Genomic DNA, 23,866 nt, shown 5'->3' with positions numbered 1-23,866 from the left:
CCCGCACTAAAAATCGGGAGAGTTTTTTTATTTAGGAGGTAAATGTATGAACGGAAATAAGGTTATCCTCATTCTTCTGTCCCTATCCATACTGGGTATACTCCTTTACTTTGGATTAGCTTATGGATTGCTATGGTATATCATCCGGCCCCCGATTCCTCTCGAAGAATAATCTATTAAACCTGGGAGGAAACGTTGAATGGATTTTCGCTTAAGGCAATGCCGCTCATCCAAGGCGTTCTGATCACCGAATATTCGCCAGAGATCCTCGCTACGATTAACCAACTTACAGAGCAGCTAGGCACATACTACGTTTGGTGGGAGTAGGCGCCTTTTTTATAAACATACTTCGGAATAACTTATATACTAATGTAGCAGATCTTCCGCCCTCCCCCGTTTGACTTTGAACAATAATCTTAGAACTTCACCATCTAAGTAATGTCATCATGTTAAGATTACTTATAATCAAAAAGCACCTCCAAAATATATATTTCATGAGATAAACTTATAGAATCGTGATATTATTTGGAGGTGTACTTATGCGAAATATAGATTATACAAACTATTATTGGCAGGATGATGAAATTAGATTGCGTTCAATAGAGGCTGAGGATTGGGAAAGTATATATTTAACTGCATTCGATACCCCTGCCCGTCGTTTTCTGGAATGTACTATTGAATTGCCGCCTACAATCTCGGGTGCGAAGAAATTCGTTGAAGAGAACGTTGAATTTTCGTCCACTAATGGCCGAATCATGTTTACTATTGAAAATATGAACGGTGAAACGGTAGGTGGTATTAATCTAAACAGCATTGACGAGAGGAATGGTACTTTCAGCATAGGTATTGTAATTGATCATCCCTATCGAGGTAAGGGTTACGGTACCAGGGCAGTGCACATGCTTTTAAAATATGCATTTTTCGAGCGTAGACTTAATAAATTTAATGATTATGTTCTGGACGGAAATAAGGCATCGGCTGCTATGCTTAGAAAAGTAGGATGCGTTCAAGAAGGAGTCCGACGTCAAATCTTCTATATCAATGGTAAATATCATGATTCTATGTTGTTTGGTTTAACAAAGAATGAATATAGGGATCTTCATCATAAGGATGACCAAAATATATAATCATACATTAACCTAATCAGAGACGTTCAGTTCCATATACCAACAGCAGTCCGGGATTTATTTCTCGGTAAAAGAAAGCTGTTGGTTTTTTATATTAGAGTGCTCCTTGGCATGACTGTTGTGCTAGCTTTAGGAAGCCTGCTTTTTGGGTATGTCTTCACCACAATCTAACTAACCCTTCGCGGCCGCCAATTGTGTTCGGTTTTTTGTATACATCTTGAATCCCACATACGTAAGAGCACTAGATCCCCGGACAGATGTAAATCATACTCTCTAAAAAATATAAAAAGCCCCCGGCGCGAATAGCGCCAAGGGCTGCTGTATCCTAGTAAAGCGTCATGTACTGATCTCTTTCCCACTCGTGGACCTGGGTGCGGTAGATGTCCCATTCGATTTCCTTCAGCTCGTAGAAGTGGGCCAGGGCGTGTTCGCCGAGGGCTTCTGTGATCACGTGGCTGCGGATCATTTCGTTCAGGGCTTCCTTCAGATCGGCTGGCAGACTTGGAATGCCTTCTTCGATCCGCTCTTCTTCGGACATCACATAGATGTTACGGTCGATAGGAGCCGGAAGATCGAGCTGACGCTTGATTCCATCCAGACCTGCCTTCAGCATAACAGCGAGTGCAAGGTAAGGGTTAGCCGCCGGGTCCGGGTTACGAACCTCAACGCGTGTGCTGAGTCCTCTCGAAGCCGGAATACGGATCATCGGGCTGCGGTTACTTGCAGACCAGGCTACATAACAAGGCGCTTCATAACCAGGTACCAGACGCTTGTAAGAGTTGACAGTCGGGTTAGTGATCGCTGCAAAAGCACGTGCGTGCTTCAGAATCCCCGCCATGTAATAACGGGCAGTCTTGCTAAGGCCCAGCTTATCGCTCTCATCGTAGAACATATTCTCTTTGCCTTTGAACAGGGATTGGTGAGCGTGCATACCAGATCCGTTCATACCGAACAGCGGCTTAGGCATAAAGGTTGCATGCAGGCCGTGATGGCGGGCTACCGTCTTCACGACAAGCTTGAAGGTCTGAATCTGATCCGCTGCCTTGATGGCATCGGCATATTTGAAGTCAATTTCATGCTGGCCGGAAGCCACTTCGTGGTGGGAGGCTTCAATTTCAAAGCCCATCTCTTCCAGTGTCAATACGATTTCGCGGCGGCAGTTCTCCCCAAGATCCATTGGCGCCAGATCGAAATATCCACCCTGGTCATTCAGCTCTGTAGTCGGATTGCCCTTCTCGTCTGTTCTGAACAGGAAGAATTCCGGCTCCGGTCCGACATTCATAGCTGTGAAGCCCATTTCTTCCGCTTCCTGCAGACAACGCTTGAGGATACCACGCGGGTCTCCGGCAAACGGTGTGCCATCCGGCATGTACACATCACAAATCAGACGTGCCACACGGCTGTCAGTCACCCAAGGGAAGATAACCCAGGTGCTCAGGTCCGGATACAGATACATATCGGATTCTTCAATCCGCACATAACCTTCGATGGACGAGCCATCGAACATCATTTTATTGTCGAGTGCTTTTTCAAGCTGGCTTACCGGAATCTCTACATTCTTGATCGTTCCCAGCAAATCGGTGAATTGCAGGCGAATAAACCGGACGTTCTCGTCCTTGGAAATGCGCAGAATATCCTCTTTAGTAAAGCTCACGTTACCCTCTCCCTTTCAACAGCTCTATATTATTTATTAAAAAACCGGGATAGCTCACCTTGGATCAGAGACACTTGTCCCGGTCTTTTACCGGAAACCAGCTCCTGCTTCAGCAGACGGTGAAGCTGCGAATCAGACAACTCTCTACGTCTCACCTCTGTGTCAGGGGTAATAACCGTAGCTTCTTCAGATTCCTTCGAGACAGGATTCATCACCTGCTTAATGCCGGCAATATTAACACCCTTCTCAATCAACGCCTTGATCTCAAGCAGACGTTCCACATCATTAAAAGAGAACAAACGCTGGTTGCCGGAGGTACGCGCAGGTACGATCAGGCTGTGCTGCTCATAATAACGAATTTGTCTGGCGGATAGATCTGTTAACTTCATTACGATTCCAATCGGAAATAATGCCATATTTCTGCGGATTTCATCACCCATGACTCATCCAACCTTCCAATGATCTTTTTCTCATCTCATTGTACATTTCCTTATATGGCGTGTCAATGGTATGTGAGTTTTTCTCACAAGATTTCTTTCACCCATTGTGAGATTAACAGATCAAAGTGTCCGATGCATGGGATTTGGTTCCCCGAAGTATATCACAAAGAGTAATCCGCAGGCAAAATCCGCCCACATAACAGGGCTTTAGTTCCGATGACGAAATAGGTGCTTTGCGGGGGCCTTAAAGGCTTACTGTACATGTTTCATAGCATGTCACGCTTCAACGACCCATTCCCCTTCTCCAGCCGGAGTCTCGAATCCGTTCAGGAAACGGGTCAGAATCTCCTCGGTAATGGTGAATGCCGCATTGGCATCCATCCGCTCGCTTCTTAACAGGAGCCGCCGCCGTAGCTCTTCAGGCTGTACCTTGAGGAAGATCACAGCCCATTTCCCGCCATACTCCCCGATCAGCTGCTTGTAATCATCCCGGCGCTGCCGCTGCCAGAAGCTGAAATCCACCACCACATGACGCTTCGCCTGAACCAGCTGCACCAGCTCTTTGCGCAGCTTGCGTTCCGACTGTTCCTTCAAGGATTCGTACTCCTCCTCAGGATAATCTATCCCGTAGCGGCCATATGTACTCCAGATATCCTCATCGATGGACAGCCGGACGAACCCCTCATGCTCCAGCTTAAGCGCAAAAGTCGTTTTGCCCGAACCCGCTACTCCGCACATCATGACGACTAGTGGAGCCTTGTCCGCACTCCTTTTCTGCAACAATCCCTCGATTGCTTCTGCTTCGTACATCGGCCTCTGCCTCCTATGTGTTCGAGAACTACAGCAGCTTGCGCTCCCTCATGCTCTGAAGAGCCATTAATACCCCGTATTTGACATGAGAATAGGTTAATCCGCCTTGCATATACCCGATATATGGTGCGCGGATGGGCGCGTCGGCTGACAGCTCCAGGCTTCCGCCCTGGATGAATGTCCCGGCAGCCATGATGACTGGATGCTCATACCCCGGCATGTCCCAAGGCTCAGGCACGACATGGCTGTCTACCGCTGCTGCGCGCTGGATTCCTTGTACGAAGGCAATCAGATGCTCGGGTCCGTCAAAAGCCACCGCCTGAATCAGATCCGTACGCGGCTCATGCCAGGCAGGCTTGGTGGTGAAGCCGCAGCGCTGGAATACCGCCGCTGCGAAGATACTTCCCTTCACAGCCTGTCCCACCGTATGCGGGGCCATGAACAGGCCTTGATACAGGCCGCGTGTCGTGCCGAGCATCGCACCTACCTCACCGCCGATTCCAGGGGCAGTCAGACGGTAGGCCGCCAGCTCCACCAGCTCTGCACGGCCGCAGATATAACCGCCAGTCTCGGCGATTCCGCCGCCGGGATTCTTGATCAGCGAACCGGCGACCAGATCAGCGCCAACCTGCGGCGGCTCCAGCGTCTCTGTGAATTCTCCATAACAGTTATCCACGAATACGATAACATCCGGCTTAATGGCTTTTACCCGTGCTGCCATCTCGCCAATCTCAGCGACCGTGAAGGAAGAACGCCAGTCATAGCCGCGCGAACGCTGGATTCCGATGACCTTAGTCTTGTCATTTATTGCTAAGGCGACCTCCTCCCAGTCAACCTTACCCTCTTCTGTCAGCGCTGTCTCCCGGTAGCCGATGCCGAAATCCGCCAGAGAGCCTGTCCCGTCTCCTGGCTTCCCCACCACCTTGTGCAGCGTATCATAGGGGCGCCCTGTAATGTACAGAAGCTCATCTCCGGGCCGCAGCACACCGAACAGAGCGGTAGATATGGTATGAGTTCCTGAAGCGAAATGCGGCCGGACTAGCGCAGCTTCCGCACCGAATACTTCAGCATAGACCAGATCCAGCACCTCACGCCCCCGGTCATTGTAGGCATAACCGGTAGAACCTGCGAAGTGAAAATCACTCACATGCTGACGCTGGAAGGCTTCGATCACCTTCCACTGATTATGATCCACAATCCGATCCAGCGCCTTGACCGCACCTTCGATTTCTAGCTCTGCAGCTTCCGCCGCCTGTAATAAATCCTCTGCAAATCCTGCCATGTCCCCTTCATCTCTCCTAACATTCTGTATAATGATGTCCTGCTTATGCATCAGGCACAACCCGCACAGCAAAGCCTGCCTGGATCAGTATCCAAAGCAGACTGTTGCAATGCGGGGATATAGATGCTTCATCTCTAACCAGCCAAGTCAGATCCAAACGGGTTCAGTTAAGAAATTATTGCGGCTCCACGAATTCAGCCAGCTTGTAGCTCCATTTATCGTAGTCCTCTTTATTCAGTCGCACGTTATAGAGTACATCGCTTCCGTCATAATCCTGTTCAAGCACCTCGCCCACCCGATAGAGCAGAGAGGACAGATCCCCGCGGTCACCGGGAATGCGGAAGATCAGAGTATCCCCGGCCAGCTGATCGCTGATGATCTCCGTGATCCGTGAGAGATCCTCCTCATTAAAAGCACTGATCTTCAGGAAGCCTTCACCGGTCGGGAGCATCTCCAGCTGCTCCGGCTGACACAGATCGATTTTGTTGAACAATACGATCTGCGGCTTGCCTGCCGCGCCCAGATCCTGCAGAATACTCTGAACGACCTCCATCTGCTCCTCACGCATCGGAGAAGAGGAATCTACCACATGCAGCACCAGATTGGCTTCATTGACTTCCTCCAGCGTAGCGCGGAAGGAGGCTACTAGATCATGCGGCAGATTCTGAATGAAGCCGACGGTGTCCGTAAGCACGACCTCCTTGCTGCCCGGAAGCTGAAGCACACGCGAGGTCGGGTCAAGGGTAGCGAACAATTGGTTCTCGATGTACACATCGGCATCGGTCAGCTGCTTCAGCAGCGTGGATTTGCCCGCGTTGGTATAGCCTACCAGTGCCACCTGAACCGCACCGCTCTTGCGGCGGTGTTCACGGTGCAGCTCACGGGTCTTGACCACCTCATCCAGCTGGCGCTTCAGCTCGGTAATCCGGTCACGGATATGCCGGCGGTCCGTCTCCAGCTTGCTCTCTCCGGGACCTCTCGTACCAATTCCGCCTCCCTGACGCGACAGATTCTTGCCTTGCCCGGACAGACGCGGCAGCAGATAAGACAGCTGGGCCAGCTCTACCTGGATGATCCCTTCCCGGGTCTTCGCGCGTCCGGCGAAGATATCGAGAATCAGCTGTGTACGGTCAATGATTTTGAGATCCAGCGCCTCTTCCAGATTACGCACCTGCGCCCCGGACAGCTCCTGATCGAAGATCGCGGTATTCGCGCCAAGCCCGTCAGCGGCCATCCGAAGCTCTTCCACCTTACCTTTACCGATAAACCATCTTGAATCCGGGGTCTCCTTATTCTGCCGCAGTACATCCAGAACCTCTACCCCGGCGGTCTCTGCTAATTGTACCAGCTCCTGAAGCGAGAGCTCAGGGTCGATCCCGGTGCGTTTGATCTTGTCAGTCACCAGACTGACAAGAATCGCCCGGTCCTGCACTTCTGTCTCTGTGTCATGTGTTGTAGTTGCCATTCATTCCATGCTCCTCATCTATTCTTCCTGGACTATCCTTTGAAATCCTCGGTCCGCAGCGTCATCAGCTCCTGCTTGCCCGGACTTGTACTCTCATACTGGTTCAAGAGCCGCACAGCCTGTGCGCGTACCGCCTTCTCAATACTGTTGCGTACATACCTTGCATTGCTGAAAGCATGCAGACTCTCTGTCTTTTCCATAAGCAAATGCTGCTTGAGTCTGAGTATGGCCTGCGGCATCAAAATATAATCACGGTCCTTGGCCATCAGCTCGGCAATCTGCAGCAGCTGGTCGATGGTATAATCGGGAAATTCAACCTGGATCGGAAACCGCGAGGGCAGACCCGGATTGCTCATCAGAAAATAGTCAATCTCTCCGGAATACCCGGCCAGAATCAGGACAAACTGGCTGCGGTGGTCCTCCATCGATTTCACTAATGATTATATTTCCATGTGTATTTATTTCCTTTGTGAACCCATATCCTCTATCTTGAGTGAAATTCATGAAAATGTCTATCTTATTATCTTCATTAAATACTACTCTTTTTATAAACACACCAACAATATTGCGCTTATCCTCCATTGTAATGTGTTCGCTCAATATTTTTTGCAAATCACTAATACTTTGAGTCAATTTAGCAATATCGTTTTTTTCATGTATTACTTCAGTAAGGCTAGTATCAATATAGTGCAGACTCTCTTTAAGTTCGTTGATATATTGATCTATATTCTGTACCTTTTCTTCAACTTCTTTTAACGTTTTAATAATTCCACTCGCATACATTTCAGTATAGCGATTTCTTTCATACTCTTTTTCTTTTATTAATTTTATCAAATCTTTCTTTTCTTTAATAAGATCATCGGTGTTTTGATGCTCGTTTTGTTTATTCAATATTCTGGTCAAAAAACTTTCAGGGTGTAGGATTATATTCAATATATATTCCCACACCATTTTATCAACATAGTCAACTCTCCAGTTCTTCCCTCTACACAATTGATTTGATTCACCAGAGCCAACCTCAAATGATTTTTTCGCCTTTTTCACACAAGTATAATATTTATGAATTGCTCCATTTGTTTTACTGCTAGTTCCTGATGATACTGCTCCTCCACACCGACCACATTTAGATAATCCTCGCAATAAATAATCTTCGGATGGCCTACCTCTAGTTTTTGTATTTAATGATTCAATTTTCTTCTGTATTCTTTCATATGTTTCTTGGTTAATATAACTTGGTACAGTGATTAATGTCCATTCTTCACGTGGCTGGGGCACTTGCTTCTTTGTTCCATCGAGATTAGTTATTACTTTAGTCTTTCCGAAATAGAAAGTACCTATATATGTTTCATTCTTTAGTATTCTGCTAATCGTTGATTGATACCATCTTTTACCCTTTGGAGCGGCAATTCCCTTTAAGGACAAATCAAAAGCTATTCTTGACACACTGAAATTCTGAACTAATAACAAATCTACCATTTTCAAATACACATCTTTTTCTTGAGGGTTTACAACCAATGTATCTAACTCTTTATCATAATGGTATCCATATATTCTATTAATACCGGGTATTAAATTGTTCTTTACCTTAGTAGTCCTACCTCGCTTAGTATCTGCAAGTATTTTTGCTTTATTGTACTCTGATATGGACCCCTGAATATTAAAATTCAACATTGATTCTGGGTTAGATTTGTCAAAATCGAATTCTACGAACCAAAAATCTTTTCCTAGTCCCCATATACGGTTAGATATTTGAGTCTGTAATTGGAGAAAACGACTCATCCGACTTGGGTGTAAGAATATTGCATGATCTCCAATACCGTACTCTAAAAGAAAACAAACATAGTTAATCATTGGACGGTTTGGATTATCACCGGACTCACCATCTTCCACTAAGACAACTATTTCATCATCTGTTATTCCCTTCTGATTTGCTAGATTGACACATCTTTCAATCTGAGATTCTATTGAATAATTATCAACCTGCATATCGGTAGAAACACGAGCATAAACAATAGCCTTGATTTTTGAAATCAAGGCCTCTAGTTGTTGCTTATTAAATTTTTCAGATCCTTTTAAGGTTATCAATCAAATGACATCTCCTTATTATAGTTATCATTAGTTTATTATACTTCATTTCTTATGTTTTTGGAATATTTCTTCATTATGTATTTGATTACTTGTTCAATATTCTTCTCAATTGTCTCATTTATACAGCTGTCTTTACTTTCTTCATAGTGAGGTATTATTTCAAAACTATGATTGTTTCTTTGAGTGTTCGTTGATTTGTCCCCCTTGTTGTTTATAATTCATTGCCTCCGTGATAAAATCCTTAATATGATAATGCCAGTTAACCTTCTTCTTAAAGCCTTTAATTTCAATTCCAATTTCTTCACAGATGCCCTTTGGAATACTTGATTTATTAATTTTATTTTTATATTTGTTTTCTTTGATCTGATTTTGTGCTATGTATTGATAATCAATAAATTCTTGAATCGGAACAAAAAACACCTTATTTAAAGGTTCACGGAAGTTCATTATAAAACCTGATATGATATTGTCGTATGTATTTGCCTCAACTAACTTATCAATCTGGTGCTGCTTGATTATGCTTTCGTCAAAACTAAATCTGTTCTCTTTTGTTGATTTAAGTTCAAGCGTAAAAAGATGTGATCGAGCAAACAACATGCAATCGTAGTCGTTCTTTGTAACCTTAACTCGTTGTCGAAGATCTGGGGGTATGAAGGTATCTTTTACTCGAGTAAAAAATATCTTCTCGTCAACGCCCTTAACTGAAGCTTGAAAGTTATCCTCAAATATTTTGCCTTCGTTTTTCTTTACAGCCATTCCTTCATTACCTCTAACCGTTCATCTAGTGCAGCAGTCTCTCTTATCAAGAGTTCCTGAAATTTGCCCTCGACAATAAATCCGTCTCTATGATATTCGTTCAATTTCTTAATCATATGCATTTTCAACTGTTCAACCAATCCAATATTATGTCCTACCAAATTCAAATAATCACCCTCCTATTCTTCATTAACAATGTCATCTAACGTTACAACTCTCGCTTGCATAGCATCCTTAATACACTGCCTATCATCGTGCACACACATACCATAGATGTCTAAAATTTCACCTTCAGCAACATCGCTCAAACTTACCTCTTCGCCACATCCCGCACATGTTGAATAATTGGTCACCTCCTTATCCTGTGGATCAGGAAAGAATTTATTTGCATAAGATATTGTGATAATCAAGTTCATTATTGTTATTATATTTATTCATATTCTTCATTTTCCTTCGTTTCTAAGAGATTAATTAATGACTCCTTGAGTAGTAGGTTGTAGTATTCGTCTGAGATTGGACGATTTAGAAGTTTTTCAATTGATGATTTGGATAGTTTGGTGAGATTTTCTTCCATAATTCAATTCCCCTTCTTATATTTATTTTTTTCTTTCTGTTTCAACTTTTATTGAGCCATCTTTGGCAATTGCAGTTATGAGCATGGTTGTGTGCTTAACATTAGTATCTTTATATCGATGTGGTTTGAATTGTGCTCCCCTACGATATCCACACAGCACTAATTTATTTCCTCTGGCAAACCAAGTCTTTTCTACAATCTGTTTCCCTCCATCGGGCTTAGGCTTAGACACTTGTTTGTTGTAGTATGCAAATTCACCATCGGAAAATTTAAGTGTCACCACCCCATCAGTTGTTAGAAGGGCCACAGTGTGTTTGTTCTTGTCTTTGTCTAATACAGTTCCTGTGATAAAATCAAGTTTAAACTTAGGTCTGCTATTACCGTTTCTGAATGTCATTGTTGAAACAACAATTGGTTCTTCTGGCAGATCCCCAAATTTACTAATTCCGTAACGTACATAGTCGATATGTTCAAGCTCATGTTCGGTATAATAGAAAGATAACGAATCCATTTCCCATTTACTAACTGTACCTTCGGCAACAGATCCCCATTCCATTTCATATTGTTTAGCATTAAACCGTTCTAGTGTTTCAGGTAATGACAACCACTCTCTAATTCCATCCATCTTTTTATCGTATTCTTTTTTAAATACGTTCTCGCTGATCACTGGAAAGTTGCCACTATACTCTTTGATTCCCTGATCAGAGAAATTCTCATAATAAAATGGAGTAGAAATCTTATCTAGTGCATAGTACTTGTCTTTATTAACTTTTCTATGTATTTTTTTCATTACATACTTTCTGAAATTAAAGAGCTTAGAATACTGTTGCATCTCTTGAGGGATAAGACCACATTCAATTACAGCATTTAGATTCTGAAAATTTAGTTTTTCTTTTGGTATGTAGAGTTTGTTTACAAAAGTCTTCATTATAGAAATACGATCACCAAATGTCTCGAAACATCCTGCTTTGGTTAGTTGAATTAATTGAGCTTTCTTAATGATTGAGGTGTCATACATTCGAACCAGGAAATCATCAAATGAAGCATATGGTCGATTTTGAATTACATTCTGTACCACATCATCACCAATACCATTAATACCTTTTAATCCAAATATGATTTGATCTTCGATAATATCAGGTTTGAATCCAAAGTAAGCCTTATTGATATTTGGCAAACCAACTTTTACTCCGCGACTCTGCATGTTCCCAATTGCAGAAGCAATTTTACCATAGTTAGTGGATTGCGACTTTGATTTAGTGTCTTCTTCATCAGCGTCCGATTCATTGTCTATGGATGCTGAATTGACTGTTAGACATGCGGTTCTCCAATAGATGGGATTATAGTTGATGTTCAGACTTGCTTCTTGTAGAGCAATAATTGAATATGCAAGTGTGTGAAGGATTGAGAATGAATATCCTAGCTGTCTTACGATCTGCACATTCCATACGTAATCAAGCATTTCAGTTCTATTGCCCAGTTTTAAACCTTTTTTGTAAAACGTCTTCTTAATTTTTTCAATTTCAGTTGCCTTTTTCTTGGCAATGATTTTTCTCAATTTATTGGCATCTTGTATTGAGAACCCTGCAACTTTTTCGTCCATTGACAACAACATGATAGATTCTTGTGTGTCAGCAACACCGTTCAGTGTTAAAAGATGTTTTTCAAGTATCTTAATTTCATCTTCATTAAGTTGATGCTTGTGAAGTTCTTCGTACCATTCACCAATATTGTTTTTGAAACGAATGAAACTATCAATAGGTGTTTCAGTTCCATGTCCACTTCCCATTAGTCTCATTAGTGAATTGGCAGAAGCAAGCTCAATCAAGTTTGCTGGCTTTGTTCTTTTTACTGTTTGAATCCCAATTTCAGTAGAGAATTGAAATAAATCAGTAATACTATCCGATCCAATTAGGTCATATACTTTGGGACTGACCATGTCAATTTTGTTGGGATGCAAATAACGATTGTAGGTTTTGCGTATTGTGCCTTGCCACTCCATGAGGTTTTCTGCAAGTAATGTATCTAATGTGACTCGAATTTTATCAAGTCCTTCAATCGTCAAAAGGTCAAATTTCATATTTGAAACTGCTTCGCAATCCTCAAGACTAAATTGCGTTACATGTGTTCCATTTGGTGCAGTCATCATTGCATTGGTTTTATAGAATTCTTCATTAAAGACAATAACACCACTGGCATGGATACTGCGTTTGTTTACAAGTCCTTCAATTTTCATTGCAACATTTAGCCAATGTTCGTGTTTATTGATTTCAGAGATAAATTCTTGTACAGGCTTTCTTTCTTTCTCTTCATTGCCATTCACACAATCTGAAAGTGTCCAGTTACTTCCTCGTTCAAATGGCACTAGTCCTGAAACATACATTGCTACATCATTATCAATTCCAAGACCACGGGCTGCACTTTGAACAGCAGATTTGGATGCTTCGGTTCCAAAAGTGCATACTTGCAATACTCGTTTTTCACCAAAGTATTGTTTTAGCTGTCTGAATATTTGATCTCTTTTTGCGGCCTCTGTGTCGATATCTACGTCAGGATACTCAGGGCGTTCTGCTGTAAGGTGTCTCCAATGTGGCATTTCAATTCCATACTCCAGTGGATTAACCTGCGTAATTCCCAAAAGAAAACAGATAAGATACCCAGCAGCAGAACCACGAGAAACCCCCACAAGACTATTTCCACAATCATCATCCCAAATTACATTTACAATTTCTCTGACGGTAATATAATAACTCGCCATTGACTGATTAAGTGTTTCTGAAATCTTCCAAAGTTCACCTAGTTCAACATTTATACGTCCAGCCACAGAATGCAATTTTTCGGTTGAATATGTATTGTAGGGCAAGTACTCATAAAAACCATCTTCGATCAATTTAACTATATATCTGTCCTGTGGGTTTTCTGAGTGTGCCATTTTATTTATAAATTCATATTTTCCATATACAGATCTGAAAGTTCCACGAAGATTAAAGTCAGGTAAATCAATCTTGGGAATAACAGTCGGTTTAAGAATTGTGTAGTCTTGAATTTTATTTCCAATTTCTATTGTATTGTCTAAGGCTGTTTTGATTACTTCATGTTCTAGATAATTTAGTCGCTCTGACATCTCATCAATCGTTTGAACAAAAGTAGCTTCATAAAAGGCATCTACCTCACGTTCTCCTTCTTTGGCATTCAAGAATGCCTTATGCACAATTCGATCTTCTGGACGCAGAAAGTGACTATCAGTAGTGATTATGTATTTAAGACCATATTTATTGGAAAGTTTAAGTAATTGTTTATTACAATATATTTGTTCCTCACTATAAGCTGGTTGGAGTTCGAGATAAAAATCATCTTTCCCAAACACATCAATGCACCATTCAGTAAAATCGCAAACTTTTTTATAGCTTTCTTTTGCTTTCTCTAAATCATTATTTTCGTGGTGTGTTTTCATTTCAAGTAGATAGATACAATGTGGAGACCCCAGACACGCACTAGAAGCAATCAAGTGTCCAGGATCTCTTTTGATTATAGATTCAAGCAATCCTCTTTCAGTAGGAGTTCTTAACATAGGGCCAGTGAAAAACGAATCTGCCCAAGCTTTTGAACTCATGTATCGAATTTGTTCGTGTCCAATTGCGTCTTTAGAAAGTAAGAGGAAATGTGGAAACTTCGTTACACCAGATTTATAGTTGGTGCGAATTTCTTCTGTGTTCTCTACTAGATAAATTTCATTGCCTAAGATTAGTTTAAAGTCTTGAGCTATTTTTTCATTCTTTTTTAGTTGTTCGGTGATTTGAATCGCTTTTACATGTGAACTTACAGACTCGTGGTCGGTTATGGCTAAACCCTTATGCCCCATATCATTAGCGGTTTGAATCAACCCCTCTATGGTGTTTGTAGTATCTCGAAGTTTGAGATTAGAGCCTCTGTCAGTGTGATTATGTAGTAGTATTGAATTACATTGATTACAGATGAATAACATCTCCTTTCTTACAAGTCACGATAAAATATTGATTTCATAAGCAAATATGGCCCAAAAAACCCTTTAGAATCAACGTTTTTAACCACCTCCTAAACGAAATATGGAGAAAATCTATGTATTAAGTAGGCAAAGCCTACTTTTTAATAAAATTATCTAATGCTGCTTCCAAATCATCGTCTTCTTCATCCATTACCCTCTCAAGATGAATCTCTTTTTCGGGATTTTTATTAAGTGGGTTAATATCATTATTTTCTGTTTCTGGTTGGCGTCCAAACAATTGAGGAATTCTTCCTTTGTGACTAAAGAGAAATTGTCTCAACGCTTCTCTTATGACATCACTCTCATCATAATGCGAAGGCAATCTGCTAAGAGCTAGGCGTATGTCGTCATCTTTCTTCGGTCTTAACCGAGCAATCACAACTTTTACCCCCATTGTCTCACCCCGGCATTCTCATAATCTTCTGTCTGAGCCATCTGTCCAAACAGAATCTTGTTCTTCAAAGTTAAAGCATCGAAAATCTGAAATGCCGCACCTCCACCAATAAAGTAATAATCAAATTGAATGTTCAGCCCTTCGACCTCGTTTAAGATTTGCAATGCTAAGGATTGAAATGCTTTTGAGATTAACGTTTTAATATTAATCCCTTCATAAAATCCAGATTGAACATATTGGTCCATCTCATAGATTGATGGAGCTTTTCCAACATGTTCACAAGATATCTTCTCAATAGTTTATATGCCTTTTCTACTCCCAAGAGTAGGCTGGTTGATTCCTTCATGATATCGAGTTTATCCAAACCCAAAAGATTCAAAGTATAGAAACCTAAATCAATGACAAGAATTCTCTTCCTGGCTATATGTTTGTTGATAAGTTTGCCATTCTTGTCGAGAAGATAACTCATTGCTATGCCATATCCTTGCGGATAAATTTTATATTCATTTATTTTAGTTTAACATCTTTTATTAGTTGATTTCCTTTTCTGATCCCATATGTACTTTGATCTCCAATAGTTTCAATTAACTTTTCCATGTCAGACAATTGTGAGAAATAAAACAAAACAGGCAGTCCAGTAACTAAGTTGAACGGGTTGCTTCTGTTTAGATAGCCAAGTCCTGTTTTTAGAAGTACTTCAGATGTCATCGCTTCGCTCTTATTGTCCTTCAATGAAAAATACTTGATGTCACTATAGCCCTGTGCCAGATCTCCGATAAACAATTCATCGTTGTAAGTGAAATGGTTAGATTTAATGTTTTGTTCAAACATGTCTTGTGGTTCACCAGTAATCGATGGCTGTAAATAGATTGTCTTGCCTTTCTTGCCTTTTGTATACCGAAAAACCCAGGTCAATAACACTTAAACTTGGTGATGCATTTGAGGACATGATATAACCTCCTTATATGGTGTATATAAAGTAAATTAAAGTGATTCACTTGTAATACAGTCCTTATGAAGATTATAACATTCAATTTTATATATGTTTAGTTATTTTTAGTTTATATTGATTGAACTAACTCATTGTTTGTATTGGATAATTCCTCAAATCATTCACTATCACCCATCATCAATGCAATGTCAATTAATTCTCAAATATTGATTGAATCTTTTGTGAGGGTCAAAAGATAAGTAAGAACACTCAAGAATTTTTATTTTTTCTATTACCATATAAAACAATAAGACAAGAAATAAATAGCGCCAACGCAATACCAAAAATTAAGATGTACCAGTTATAGAAGAGAGTATTAGTATATTGGTTGATTAAAGTAAAACGAAAAACAACTGAATCTCTATCGCTTGAGAATCCATTTAAATTTTTTTCCAATATGTTAATTGCTCTTAATTCTGCAAAAACCATCGAAATTAGAAGAGTCGCAGAAAGAGTTGCCACTGCAAGTTGAATCAATTTATTGGATTTTCTTTTCAGGAAGTCTACAAATATGAATGCAAGCAATGTTAGAGTTACTGTAAAAAATGTCCATGATAATGCCAATGCTATTAATCCAGGATTTCCATTTCCGGAAATTCCCCTTCCTACTCTGTACTTGAAGGTTGTAATGTCTACCGCAAAAACACATAGAATACTAAGTATCATACCTATTAATGCTGCCCAGTATTTTAGTTTCATAAGTATGCCTCCTTTTAAATAAATACTCCGCTAAACAAATATAAGATATAAGTAGTTTTTATTATCTAGCGGAGATGACTGCTACTATGTTTGTGGGAATGTTAGAATCATGCCGAAGTCGTCATCATTCGTTAACCAGTTGATCCATTGTGTAGCAGTATAGTTCTCGCCATAATCTGGGTCTTTGACGCCAAAGTAATCTACTCCTGAAACTGTTTTAAATCCATTCCCGGCAACAAAATGATAATTGGTATAAGAATCACTACTTACAAAATAATTATATCGAATTGCTACTGGATTATTACTCATAATTGCATCTTTATATACTCCGTAGTTTCCTACTCCAGAATTATACGACATCCCTCTAAAATAGAGAGTGTAATCATGATTCAAATGAGTTAGCAAACCAGTATACGCTGATGATAGAGAAGTTCCTAAACTTCCTGTTCCCAGATCAGTGTACAAATGATTTATGAAGGCAGCATCTGAGAAATAATAATAAGAGCCTTTTAAGGAATAACCCCTTACATAATTATAATAATTCACAATCATAGCAGCGGTTGCAGGGCCACATGAAGTAGTTGGGTGATTAACTCCAGGAGTTCTTTGCCAAACACGTGTTACGGCAAGTTCTTTTGATGTAGGATAAACGATCATGGGGGTAATTGACTTTTCCAAAGATAAGTATTTATCCCAAACAGGGACACTGCTTTCCGGTGTCTTTTTGAGAGTTCGCACCCCGGGATTTTGCTCTGATGACTTTTTATCAATGTTTACACTTTTTGATAATAGTTCACTACCGCTATCCGAATAAATAATTTGCAGACCTAAGAAGTATCCTTTTGAACCTTTCGTTTTATCAAATTCAAGAGTTCCTTGACCAAATTGAAGTATTGGCCCTCTCTCCTTAATGGCGGATACAATAATATAGCCATCTTGTTTATTATTAAAGTTAACCAAGAAATAATAAGCAGACTCTGTTTCATCTAAATCATAAAAGGTTTCTGAATAAACTAAAGTAGATTGATTCCAATTTTCTATTCCAGATTCTTGAAGAAAACGTTCTCCAACTATTTGAGCGGTTTGAATACCAACTGCGTTTTTTTGATCTTTGCTTTCTATGCCCTGGACATTCTCTCCGGCTGCATATGCAGATGAAGTTATCATAAGTACCAGTATTAAGACAACAAGAAATATTCCTTTACGAAATTTCATTCTTATCATTCTCCTTTGTGTTATTATGAACACTAGTATTCTAATATAACATCTCCTTTCCTAGATTTGTAAGCGTCTACATCCAAACTATACCATTCTTTTTCACTATTAACCATATTCAGGAATTCATTTCACTGCTTTGACATATATAAATTAAAATCGAATAATTTTGTCCACAATATATTGTGCGTAGCTGATATTGTGTCGACATGAAATCAAAGTTTCATCAGCACTTTCTTTCAAAATTCCAATAGACTGTTTTATTCCGTTGGTCTACCGCCACATTGATGTTGTGTTCATCAGATCTCATATAGCCAATTGTGCAGACCTCAGTAAATTTAACCATCGGAATTCGTTCTTCATAATATTCGTAGTGATAGTATGTATTAATCCCTATACATCGTCCGACTTTTCTTTTTCGTTGAACAATGATTTCTTTTAGTGTTGCTCCAGCTTGAACTTTCTTGTATTTAGGATAAGACTGCTTAATCAATTTTTTTGTGTATTTATAGAGCGAGTCTTTCAAACATTCTCACCTCTATTTGATCTCAGATCAAGAATTTGTATTTTTCGTGTAACCAATTCCTGCAACAGCAACTCTTCAGGAATCAGGTTGCCGAATCCAACGTTTTTCTTTGTGAAGGAACTATCCACTCCAACATTGATTTGATTCACATAATTTGATTCTCTGCTATGAATATGGCCGTGGATAGAGTAAGCATTTGGAGTCAAACCAATCTCAATAGGATAATGAAATAAAAACAAGTGCTGTTTATCAATAACCTTTTCCACCATCGTTTCAATGGAATCAAAATGATGAGCAACTCTTTTCAGTACTTTTTTGTCATCGTGATTTCCTTGAATAAGATTGATATTCCCTTTGAGTCTGGACAGAATAGGCTCCCATTTTGTCACTCCACCAAATGCAAAATCTCCAAGATGAAATATGGTGTCATTATTGGAGACTGTATTATTCCAGATTTCAATCAGAGATTCATTCATTTCTTCAACTGTTTCAAAGGCCCTGTTCTCGTGCTTAAGTATATTGTTATGACTGAAATGCGTGTCACTTGTATACCATGTTTGTGACATATGTATTCTCCTCTATTTTATTTCTCGGGCAATCGCATGTTTCTTATGTATTCGACAATCATTTATCTATTCACTCCACATACTTTGCACAAATCATAAATTAAATGAGCTGTATAACACTTACTTCCATTCTTCTTATATACTCCTTCGAAATCTAACTGAGCGCTATTAAGATTAAGATAATCACAGGTTCTCGATGTTACGTAGCCGAACCCATATGCGTTGTATTTATATCTTTCATCGTCACGAGAGTATGGACAATATCCATTATCATCGTAGCAGTAAGAACCTTTAGGGATCTTGCCTTTATCCATTAATCGTTCACCTATTTTCTGTATGAAATTCAGTTTTTATGGTATTTCTTTAATTCAATTCAATCTCTCTAAGGTTTAATTCAATAGGATATCTATCGTATTCTTCGTATTCATAGCTCGATCTTTCCCAATACCAAACGGTTTCTGCCTTAATTTTATTTTTATCCCCAAGTAAAAATTCGTTCTTTTCATCGTGTTCTTCTGGTTCAACAATATCTTCAGTTTCTTTGATATATAGTAGTCGATCTTCAAAGTCTTGTTCGGCATTATTCTTATCGTTAAAATATCTTTCGTAGGCTGGATAACCCATATAATCAATTTGCTCAACTTTATAAATCACCGTCATATGTACTATTCTCCCCTAGTCTTTTAATCCAGCATAATTTGAATCAAGAATCCCTAATAGTTCAAGCGTCCAGCATATCCCAGAGGCAACTCCAAGATTCCATTGTGCGTCAATGCTATTTTTATTCATATAATTCACTAAACGATCTATCGTCTCTGATGGCGTGATTATTTCTATGTTGTCTTTTCTAGTGGCAATATCGTAAAAAATTTGAAGTTCTTGAAGAACATATTTTATTCCAGCATAAGTCCCAGTAGCTGATGCACTTTTCTGGTTATTGTTTTCATAATATCCCAACCACTTAGAAAGCGATTCAATTTGAAATTCGGTCATCTTTAATTCCATGACGCCTCTCCTCTTGTATTTGATAAAAGCAGCCTTTTACAATACCTCTTTTGCATCATCAATAAAATCTCTTGGAACACTACAGGCCGATAAATATGACCAGTTAGATATCTCCAAGATATCCTTTTCGACCATTTGTTTTGCCGTGTCCATTGACACTATTTTACCTCTATGATCTTTTGGGTTGTTTCTAATTACATATCCATACTGCTCTTTTGAGGAAGAATCTCTAATCCAAACATTATTTATTGTTATCCATTTATCCATCCGTTTCTCCTTTCCTTACGAAACGCATCTTTGACCAACCTATTTAGTCTCACTCTTCTTTACGCAACGTAAATAATTCCGCCAAGCTAACAATCCCATAGCCAGTGTCCAGTACAACCAACCAACAGTATTAGAATCTCTATTGATGACACATACAATAAGTACAAGCAGACACCAGAGAAATCCAGACATTGAAATTGCAAATTGATTAATGGGTCACACCTCTTTGAACTGAATGATAGCGGTATTCGCCATCTTTAATCTCAAGCAGATTAAGCTGACGACCATATGCACAAGCTCCATCCACAGCTATCTTTTCTCCATCAGAACTAAAACATATTTCAGCACTATCATGAAAGTGAAGTGTTGGAGTGTGTCCAAATACAACCGTCTTTTCTGTGTTCATGTTTGGTTGCTTGTAAAACATTTCTCTAATCCAAATAAAGTCTTCATTGCTCGTATCTTTCCAGGATTTTTTATATGGATCAATTCCCGCATGTACGAAGATATGACTATCAGTTTCATGATAATATGGTAACTCACTTAGGAACTTAAGATGATCGGAATAGTGTCTTTGAATTAGCAGTTTAGCTTCATTAAACTTATCCCAATCAAATCCCTCTTCAAATAAGTCCATCCCGCAATAGCTAACTAATGTACTAATGGCTCCATTTCTAGTCCAATGTACAGCACAAGATTCATCGCTCTGGGTCATAGCGTCTAGAAACATCTAATCATGGTTTCCGCGAAGAGCAGTAATATTGTCGTGCTTAATCATGTTCATTACCTGTGCAACTACTTGCTTACTTTTTTGACCTCTGTCAACATAGTCGACAAGCAGTATGAGTTTGTCTTCAGATGGATCGTAGTTGGCCCTTGTTAGAAGAGCATTGAATTCATCGTAACAACCATGAATATCACTAATAACTAATGTTCGTATGTCTATTCCTCCTTAATTTATAGCCAATGCCAATTGAGGCAAATATCTCTTATGTATCTGATGAACACCCTGCCTTGAAATATTCATTTCTGAACTGATCTCCGTAAAACCTTTCCCCTCAAGAAGATGCTTTTTAGCTACGGTTTGTTCATTTCCCTTCAATGCATAGTCAATTAATTGCTCAAGATTTTCACTGAAAATCATATTTTCAATCAATGAATATTCTTCAGTGGGAATATCATCACAAATAATATCTCTAATTTTCAATTCTTTTTTCTCCTTCTTTGAAATATATACTGAACTATCCATACTCACTGCTATGTATTTACTTCTGCACTTCATTTGGTCATAACGAGCATTAGCCATAAACTCTCTCCATATTACTTTTCCAGCGAATGACGAAAACTTAATCTTCTTACCCAAATCAAATGCTTCATATGCTTTCAAGAGGCCGATTAACCCCATACTTCGTAGATCTTCAGGATCGACAATTGAACCTAGACTTCGCCAACGATTTACTAACATTATGACAAGTGGAATATTGTTATTGATGATTCTATCTCGCAGATCCTTATTGCCAATTTTCTTTGCTTTTTTTATTGAACTTTCATTGTTAAGCGAAGAATTAAATTTAATGTGTTCTAATTTCATATACATTCGCTCCAATAAACCATAGATTTCATGTGTTTATGCGACAGCCAGTGTGTTGATAATCCGCTCATATAGATCATCTGGTTTGACATTGATTTCATTGAAGTTCATCAAATTTAATTCTCGAACGATTTCCTTGAGATTAAACAGAATGAACTTATAATCCTCAATATCTAATTTCTCATCTAAATCGTTTCTTAAGGCTGTTTTATCAATAACCGTTCTATCAATATAAATCTTATTGTTTTTAGCATCATGAATTGCAGTGAATTTATCTTCGATTGCCTCAATAGTATGGTTCAATGCCTCCACAGATGTTTCCTTGAGTATCATCAAATCTCCAATAGCGAAAACATTTCTATTAAACCCAACCATACGGCTAATCATATCGAGCAACATCAACGCTCTGCCTTCAGTGCTTTTTAATTCTGTATTTGATAAAGACGCTCTAATTTTTGTCTTCTCGGTAAGTTGTGAAATATGTATAATGTTTTGCTCATTCCCCAACAGTTCAAGAACGCTACTTTCAAATTTATTTCTCGAAACAATAATCTTTAACTTGTAGTGTTCAGCAATCTTGAATTTGGCTTCTTGCTCAATCACCTGATCAAAGCCCAACCAAAACACAGGCTCAAAGTCGAAATCAATTTGTTTGCCTTTCTTCTCTTCTGTTTTATCTCCATCGATTTTTGGTTCGCTCCGACCTCCAGAACTACCCTCGTCACCTCTCCATGATCGAACTCCTTCAGCTTGCGGAGCTTTACTTTTTATGTCTACCTTAATTTCAATTTCGTTATAATTGGACTCAGATTGTTTTGCTGCTTTAGAGTTGAGAAATACTTCATACTGGTTGATAGTTTTCATTTCAACATTGTCGCGTTTAGCTAGTGCAATACCGCTTAGATATTTTGAATCCTTTTCATCTTCTGTATTGAAAATCAAGAATGTCATTTCATTCTTTAATTTTTCTTTATCAGCGTAGTATGAAATTGAATCAACATGACTATCTATGCATTTTTGTTCTCCGGTTAGGAAACTGGTGTTTGCTAGTTCCTGAATATATGATTTAACAGTTCTCAAAAACTCATAATACTTATTGTCTCTGACTATATCTTTACGATCTGGCGAAGTTAGATTCAGTGCCTTATCTGTGATGTGTAAATCACCTTTTACATAATAGAGATTTTCAAGTTTGGTTACGAAACGCCCCTTGTAAAATACATTTAAATCTTGGCAAAAACCCGTATGCAATGCAATCCAACCTTTGAGTGCTTCATCATCTATCCTACTAATGAATACACTCCCATCACCTTCAGTCAAATCCTTCTTTTCTTGTAACTTACAATCACAAAAAATATCAAGTTCATGTACATACTTGCCAAGCATCTCGACTCGTTCTCTAATGCTAGATGTACTCACTTGTTTGAAGTCAAAGTTGTTTAGAATTAGTTTGAACCCATCATATGTATTTTCAATTTCGTTGACTTCAATCTGTGTTTTATTGTTTTGGATCATGTCAGAAACATTGAAAACAATATGTTTATTCCCTGTAAACACTTCAATATAGTCACTTACTGTAATATTACTGAAGAAGCCCATCCCAAAAGGTGATTCTGATTTCTGGATATCCTCATCCCACTCAGACTCAGCGATTGAGAATAGTGCCTGGGGATTAAAAAGAATCTTACCATTATTCTCAATCGTTACTTTGTCTTTATTGTAGTCTACAGTTACTTTTACTTCAGTCGCTTTTGCGCGCTGTGCGTTTTGAATATCCTCATCTAAGAATGACAATTTGTCTTTGAATGTGCTTTGACGTAACAGTTTTAATTGGTTGATTACGTTTACTTTAATTTCTACTGGGTTACTCATTACTTTCCTCCTTTGGTTCATCAAGAACCCATCGATTCCAATCAAAATTCAAAATATCTAACTCGTTAAACAACTGCGTATTTTTTGCTTCCTCAAGCTTTGTTTTTGCCACTTTCAATCCTTCTTCCCAATATAAAAGATCTGATTGAGCATCGATAATTTTATCAGAAATTTGCTCAGTGTTGTTTTCAAGTGTGCCGAACTCTTTATTTAATGCTTCCTGATTTCTACACCACTTACACAATAATTCACCATTAAACTGCTTCATCTTTGTCTGGGGTTTATCTTTTCCGCAGCCAACACAATTCTCTGTTTTCATGTGTTATACACCCTTTCCTGATCCCACGGTATACCAAAAACTCAATTCAAATTCTTTATACAAGACACTCTTTGCTTCCTTCAAATTCCCTTCTTCGATTAAACCATGAGCATATTCCATCTCATTTAAAAGCCATTTGATTTGTAATACTAATTTATCTCTGTCATCGGAAAAGTCTTTTGTTCTGGTTACTCTCATTAT

25 protein-coding genes and 1 pseudogene are annotated in these 23,866 nt (G+C 39.3%); 1 reads left to right on the top strand and 25 read right to left on the bottom strand.

The window, feature by feature from the left end; genetic code table 11:
• Positions 1-539: 539 nt before the first annotated feature.
• Positions 540-1,127, top strand: coding sequence for a GNAT family N-acetyltransferase (locus MHH78_RS18265; protein WP_341168331.1), 588 nt, complete (start codon positions 540-542; stop codon positions 1,125-1,127).
• Positions 1,128-1,452: 325 nt separating this feature from the next.
• Here the strand turns inward: MHH78_RS18265 and glnA are convergent, their stop codons facing one another.
• From glnA to MHH78_RS18140, 25 genes and pseudogenes are all read right to left on the bottom strand, one after another.
• Positions 1,453-2,781 carry a type I glutamate--ammonia ligase gene (glnA, locus tag MHH78_RS18260; protein ID WP_036724635.1) on the bottom strand — a complete coding sequence of 443 codons (1,329 nt, stop codon included), beginning with the start codon at positions 2,779-2,781 and terminating at the stop codon, positions 1,453-1,455.
• Positions 2,782-2,810: 29 nt separating this feature from the next.
• A complete protein-coding gene (locus tag MHH78_RS18255; protein WP_019910684.1) occupies positions 2,811-3,221 on the bottom strand; it encodes a MerR family transcriptional regulator in 411 nt (136 codons plus the stop codon).
• A gap of 276 nt (positions 3,222-3,497) precedes the next feature.
• Positions 3,498-4,031, bottom strand: a complete 534-nt coding sequence (locus MHH78_RS18250; protein WP_076079351.1) for an AAA family ATPase — start codon at positions 4,029-4,031, stop codon at positions 3,498-3,500.
• A 28-nt stretch (positions 4,032-4,059) separates the two neighbouring features.
• The gene (locus MHH78_RS18245) at positions 4,060-5,313 is read right to left on the bottom strand and encodes a methionine gamma-lyase family protein (protein ID WP_076079352.1); all 1,254 of its coding nucleotides are present in this window, start codon (positions 5,311-5,313) and stop codon (positions 4,060-4,062) included.
• Positions 5,314-5,488: 175 nt separating this feature from the next.
• Entirely contained in the window at positions 5,489-6,778 is a 1,290-nt protein-coding gene (hflX, locus tag MHH78_RS18240; RefSeq protein ID WP_341140060.1) for a GTPase HflX, read from the bottom strand.
• Positions 6,779-6,810: 32 nt separating this feature from the next.
• Positions 6,811-7,218 (bottom strand): annotated as a pseudogene (locus MHH78_RS18235) (AAA family ATPase); the annotation flags it as partial.
• Positions 7,145-8,812, bottom strand: coding sequence for a recombinase family protein (locus tag MHH78_RS18230; RefSeq protein WP_341170338.1), 1,668 nt, complete (start codon positions 8,810-8,812; stop codon positions 7,145-7,147). The gene MHH78_RS18230 and the pseudogene MHH78_RS18235, both read right to left, overlap by 74 nt.
• 219 nt (positions 8,813-9,031) lie before the next feature.
• On the bottom strand, positions 9,032-9,622 hold the full coding sequence (locus MHH78_RS18225; protein ID WP_341168330.1) for a hypothetical protein: 591 nt from the start codon (positions 9,620-9,622) through the stop codon (positions 9,032-9,034).
• A complete protein-coding gene (locus MHH78_RS18220; protein WP_341168329.1) occupies positions 9,613-9,789 on the bottom strand; it encodes a hypothetical protein in 177 nt (58 codons plus the stop codon). The genes MHH78_RS18225 and MHH78_RS18220 overlap by 10 nt, the downstream gene beginning before the upstream one ends.
• Before the next feature lie 429 nt (positions 9,790-10,218).
• Entirely contained in the window at positions 10,219-14,181 is a 3,963-nt protein-coding gene (locus MHH78_RS18215) for a PHP domain-containing protein (RefSeq protein WP_341168328.1), read from the bottom strand.
• Between the two features lie 133 nt (positions 14,182-14,314).
• Positions 14,315-14,614, bottom strand: a complete 300-nt coding sequence (locus tag MHH78_RS18210) for a hypothetical protein (RefSeq protein WP_341168327.1) — start codon at positions 14,612-14,614, stop codon at positions 14,315-14,317.
• Positions 14,605-14,859, bottom strand: a complete 255-nt coding sequence (locus tag MHH78_RS18205; RefSeq protein WP_341168326.1) for a hypothetical protein — start codon at positions 14,857-14,859, stop codon at positions 14,605-14,607. The genes MHH78_RS18210 and MHH78_RS18205 overlap by 10 nt, the downstream gene beginning before the upstream one ends.
• A 262-nt stretch (positions 14,860-15,121) precedes the next feature.
• Positions 15,122-15,535 (bottom strand): ParM/StbA family protein, encoded by a 414-nt coding sequence (locus tag MHH78_RS18200; RefSeq protein ID WP_341168325.1) that lies wholly within the window; start codon positions 15,533-15,535, stop codon positions 15,122-15,124.
• Positions 15,536-15,815: 280 nt separating this feature from the next.
• Complete coding sequence (locus MHH78_RS18195; protein ID WP_341168324.1) at positions 15,816-16,304, bottom strand: hypothetical protein; 489 nt, start codon at positions 16,302-16,304, stop codon at positions 15,816-15,818.
• A gap of 84 nt (positions 16,305-16,388) precedes the next feature.
• On the bottom strand, positions 16,389-17,519 hold the full coding sequence (locus tag MHH78_RS18190) for a hypothetical protein (protein ID WP_341168323.1): 1,131 nt from the start codon (positions 17,517-17,519) through the stop codon (positions 16,389-16,391).
• Positions 17,520-18,041: 522 nt separating this feature from the next.
• Positions 18,042-18,611, bottom strand: a complete 570-nt coding sequence (locus tag MHH78_RS18185) for a metallophosphoesterase family protein (RefSeq protein WP_341168322.1) — start codon at positions 18,609-18,611, stop codon at positions 18,042-18,044.
• 363 nt (positions 18,612-18,974) lie between these two features.
• On the bottom strand, positions 18,975-19,271 hold the full coding sequence (locus MHH78_RS18180; protein ID WP_341168321.1) for a hypothetical protein: 297 nt from the start codon (positions 19,269-19,271) through the stop codon (positions 18,975-18,977).
• Positions 19,272-19,286: 15 nt separating this feature from the next.
• A complete protein-coding gene (locus MHH78_RS18175) occupies positions 19,287-19,616 on the bottom strand; it encodes a hypothetical protein (RefSeq protein WP_341168320.1) in 330 nt (109 codons plus the stop codon).
• A 36-nt stretch (positions 19,617-19,652) separates the two neighbouring features.
• Positions 19,653-19,883 carry a hypothetical protein gene (locus MHH78_RS18170; RefSeq protein WP_341168319.1) on the bottom strand — a complete coding sequence of 77 codons (231 nt, stop codon included), beginning with the start codon at positions 19,881-19,883 and terminating at the stop codon, positions 19,653-19,655.
• Positions 19,884-20,091: 208 nt separating this feature from the next.
• Positions 20,092-20,613, bottom strand: coding sequence for a serine/threonine protein phosphatase (locus MHH78_RS18165; RefSeq protein ID WP_341168318.1), 522 nt, complete (start codon positions 20,611-20,613; stop codon positions 20,092-20,094).
• Positions 20,614-20,823, bottom strand: coding sequence for a metallophosphoesterase (locus tag MHH78_RS18160; protein ID WP_341170337.1), 210 nt, complete (start codon positions 20,821-20,823; stop codon positions 20,614-20,616).
• Between the two features lie 12 nt (positions 20,824-20,835).
• A complete protein-coding gene (locus MHH78_RS18155) occupies positions 20,836-21,474 on the bottom strand; it encodes a sigma-70 family RNA polymerase sigma factor (RefSeq protein WP_341168317.1) in 639 nt (212 codons plus the stop codon).
• Positions 21,475-21,510: 36 nt separating this feature from the next.
• Positions 21,511-23,346 carry a hypothetical protein gene (locus MHH78_RS18150; RefSeq protein ID WP_341168316.1) on the bottom strand — a complete coding sequence of 612 codons (1,836 nt, stop codon included), beginning with the start codon at positions 23,344-23,346 and terminating at the stop codon, positions 21,511-21,513.
• A complete protein-coding gene (locus MHH78_RS18145; protein WP_341168315.1) occupies positions 23,339-23,665 on the bottom strand; it encodes a hypothetical protein in 327 nt (108 codons plus the stop codon). The genes MHH78_RS18150 and MHH78_RS18145 overlap by 8 nt, the downstream gene beginning before the upstream one ends.
• 3 nt (positions 23,666-23,668) lie before the next feature.
• Positions 23,669-23,863 carry a hypothetical protein gene (locus tag MHH78_RS18140; RefSeq protein ID WP_341168314.1) on the bottom strand — a complete coding sequence of 65 codons (195 nt, stop codon included), beginning with the start codon at positions 23,861-23,863 and terminating at the stop codon, positions 23,669-23,671.
• Positions 23,864-23,866 lie beyond the last annotated feature (3 nt).

Source organism: Paenibacillus sp. FSL H3-0333 (genome assembly GCF_038002805.1).
In the GTDB taxonomy this organism is placed as follows: domain Bacteria; phylum Bacillota; class Bacilli; order Paenibacillales; family Paenibacillaceae; genus Paenibacillus_AQ; species Paenibacillus_AQ silagei.
Note: the sequence above shows the minus strand (reverse complement) of the source record. Positions and strands in the feature narration are given on the sequence as shown.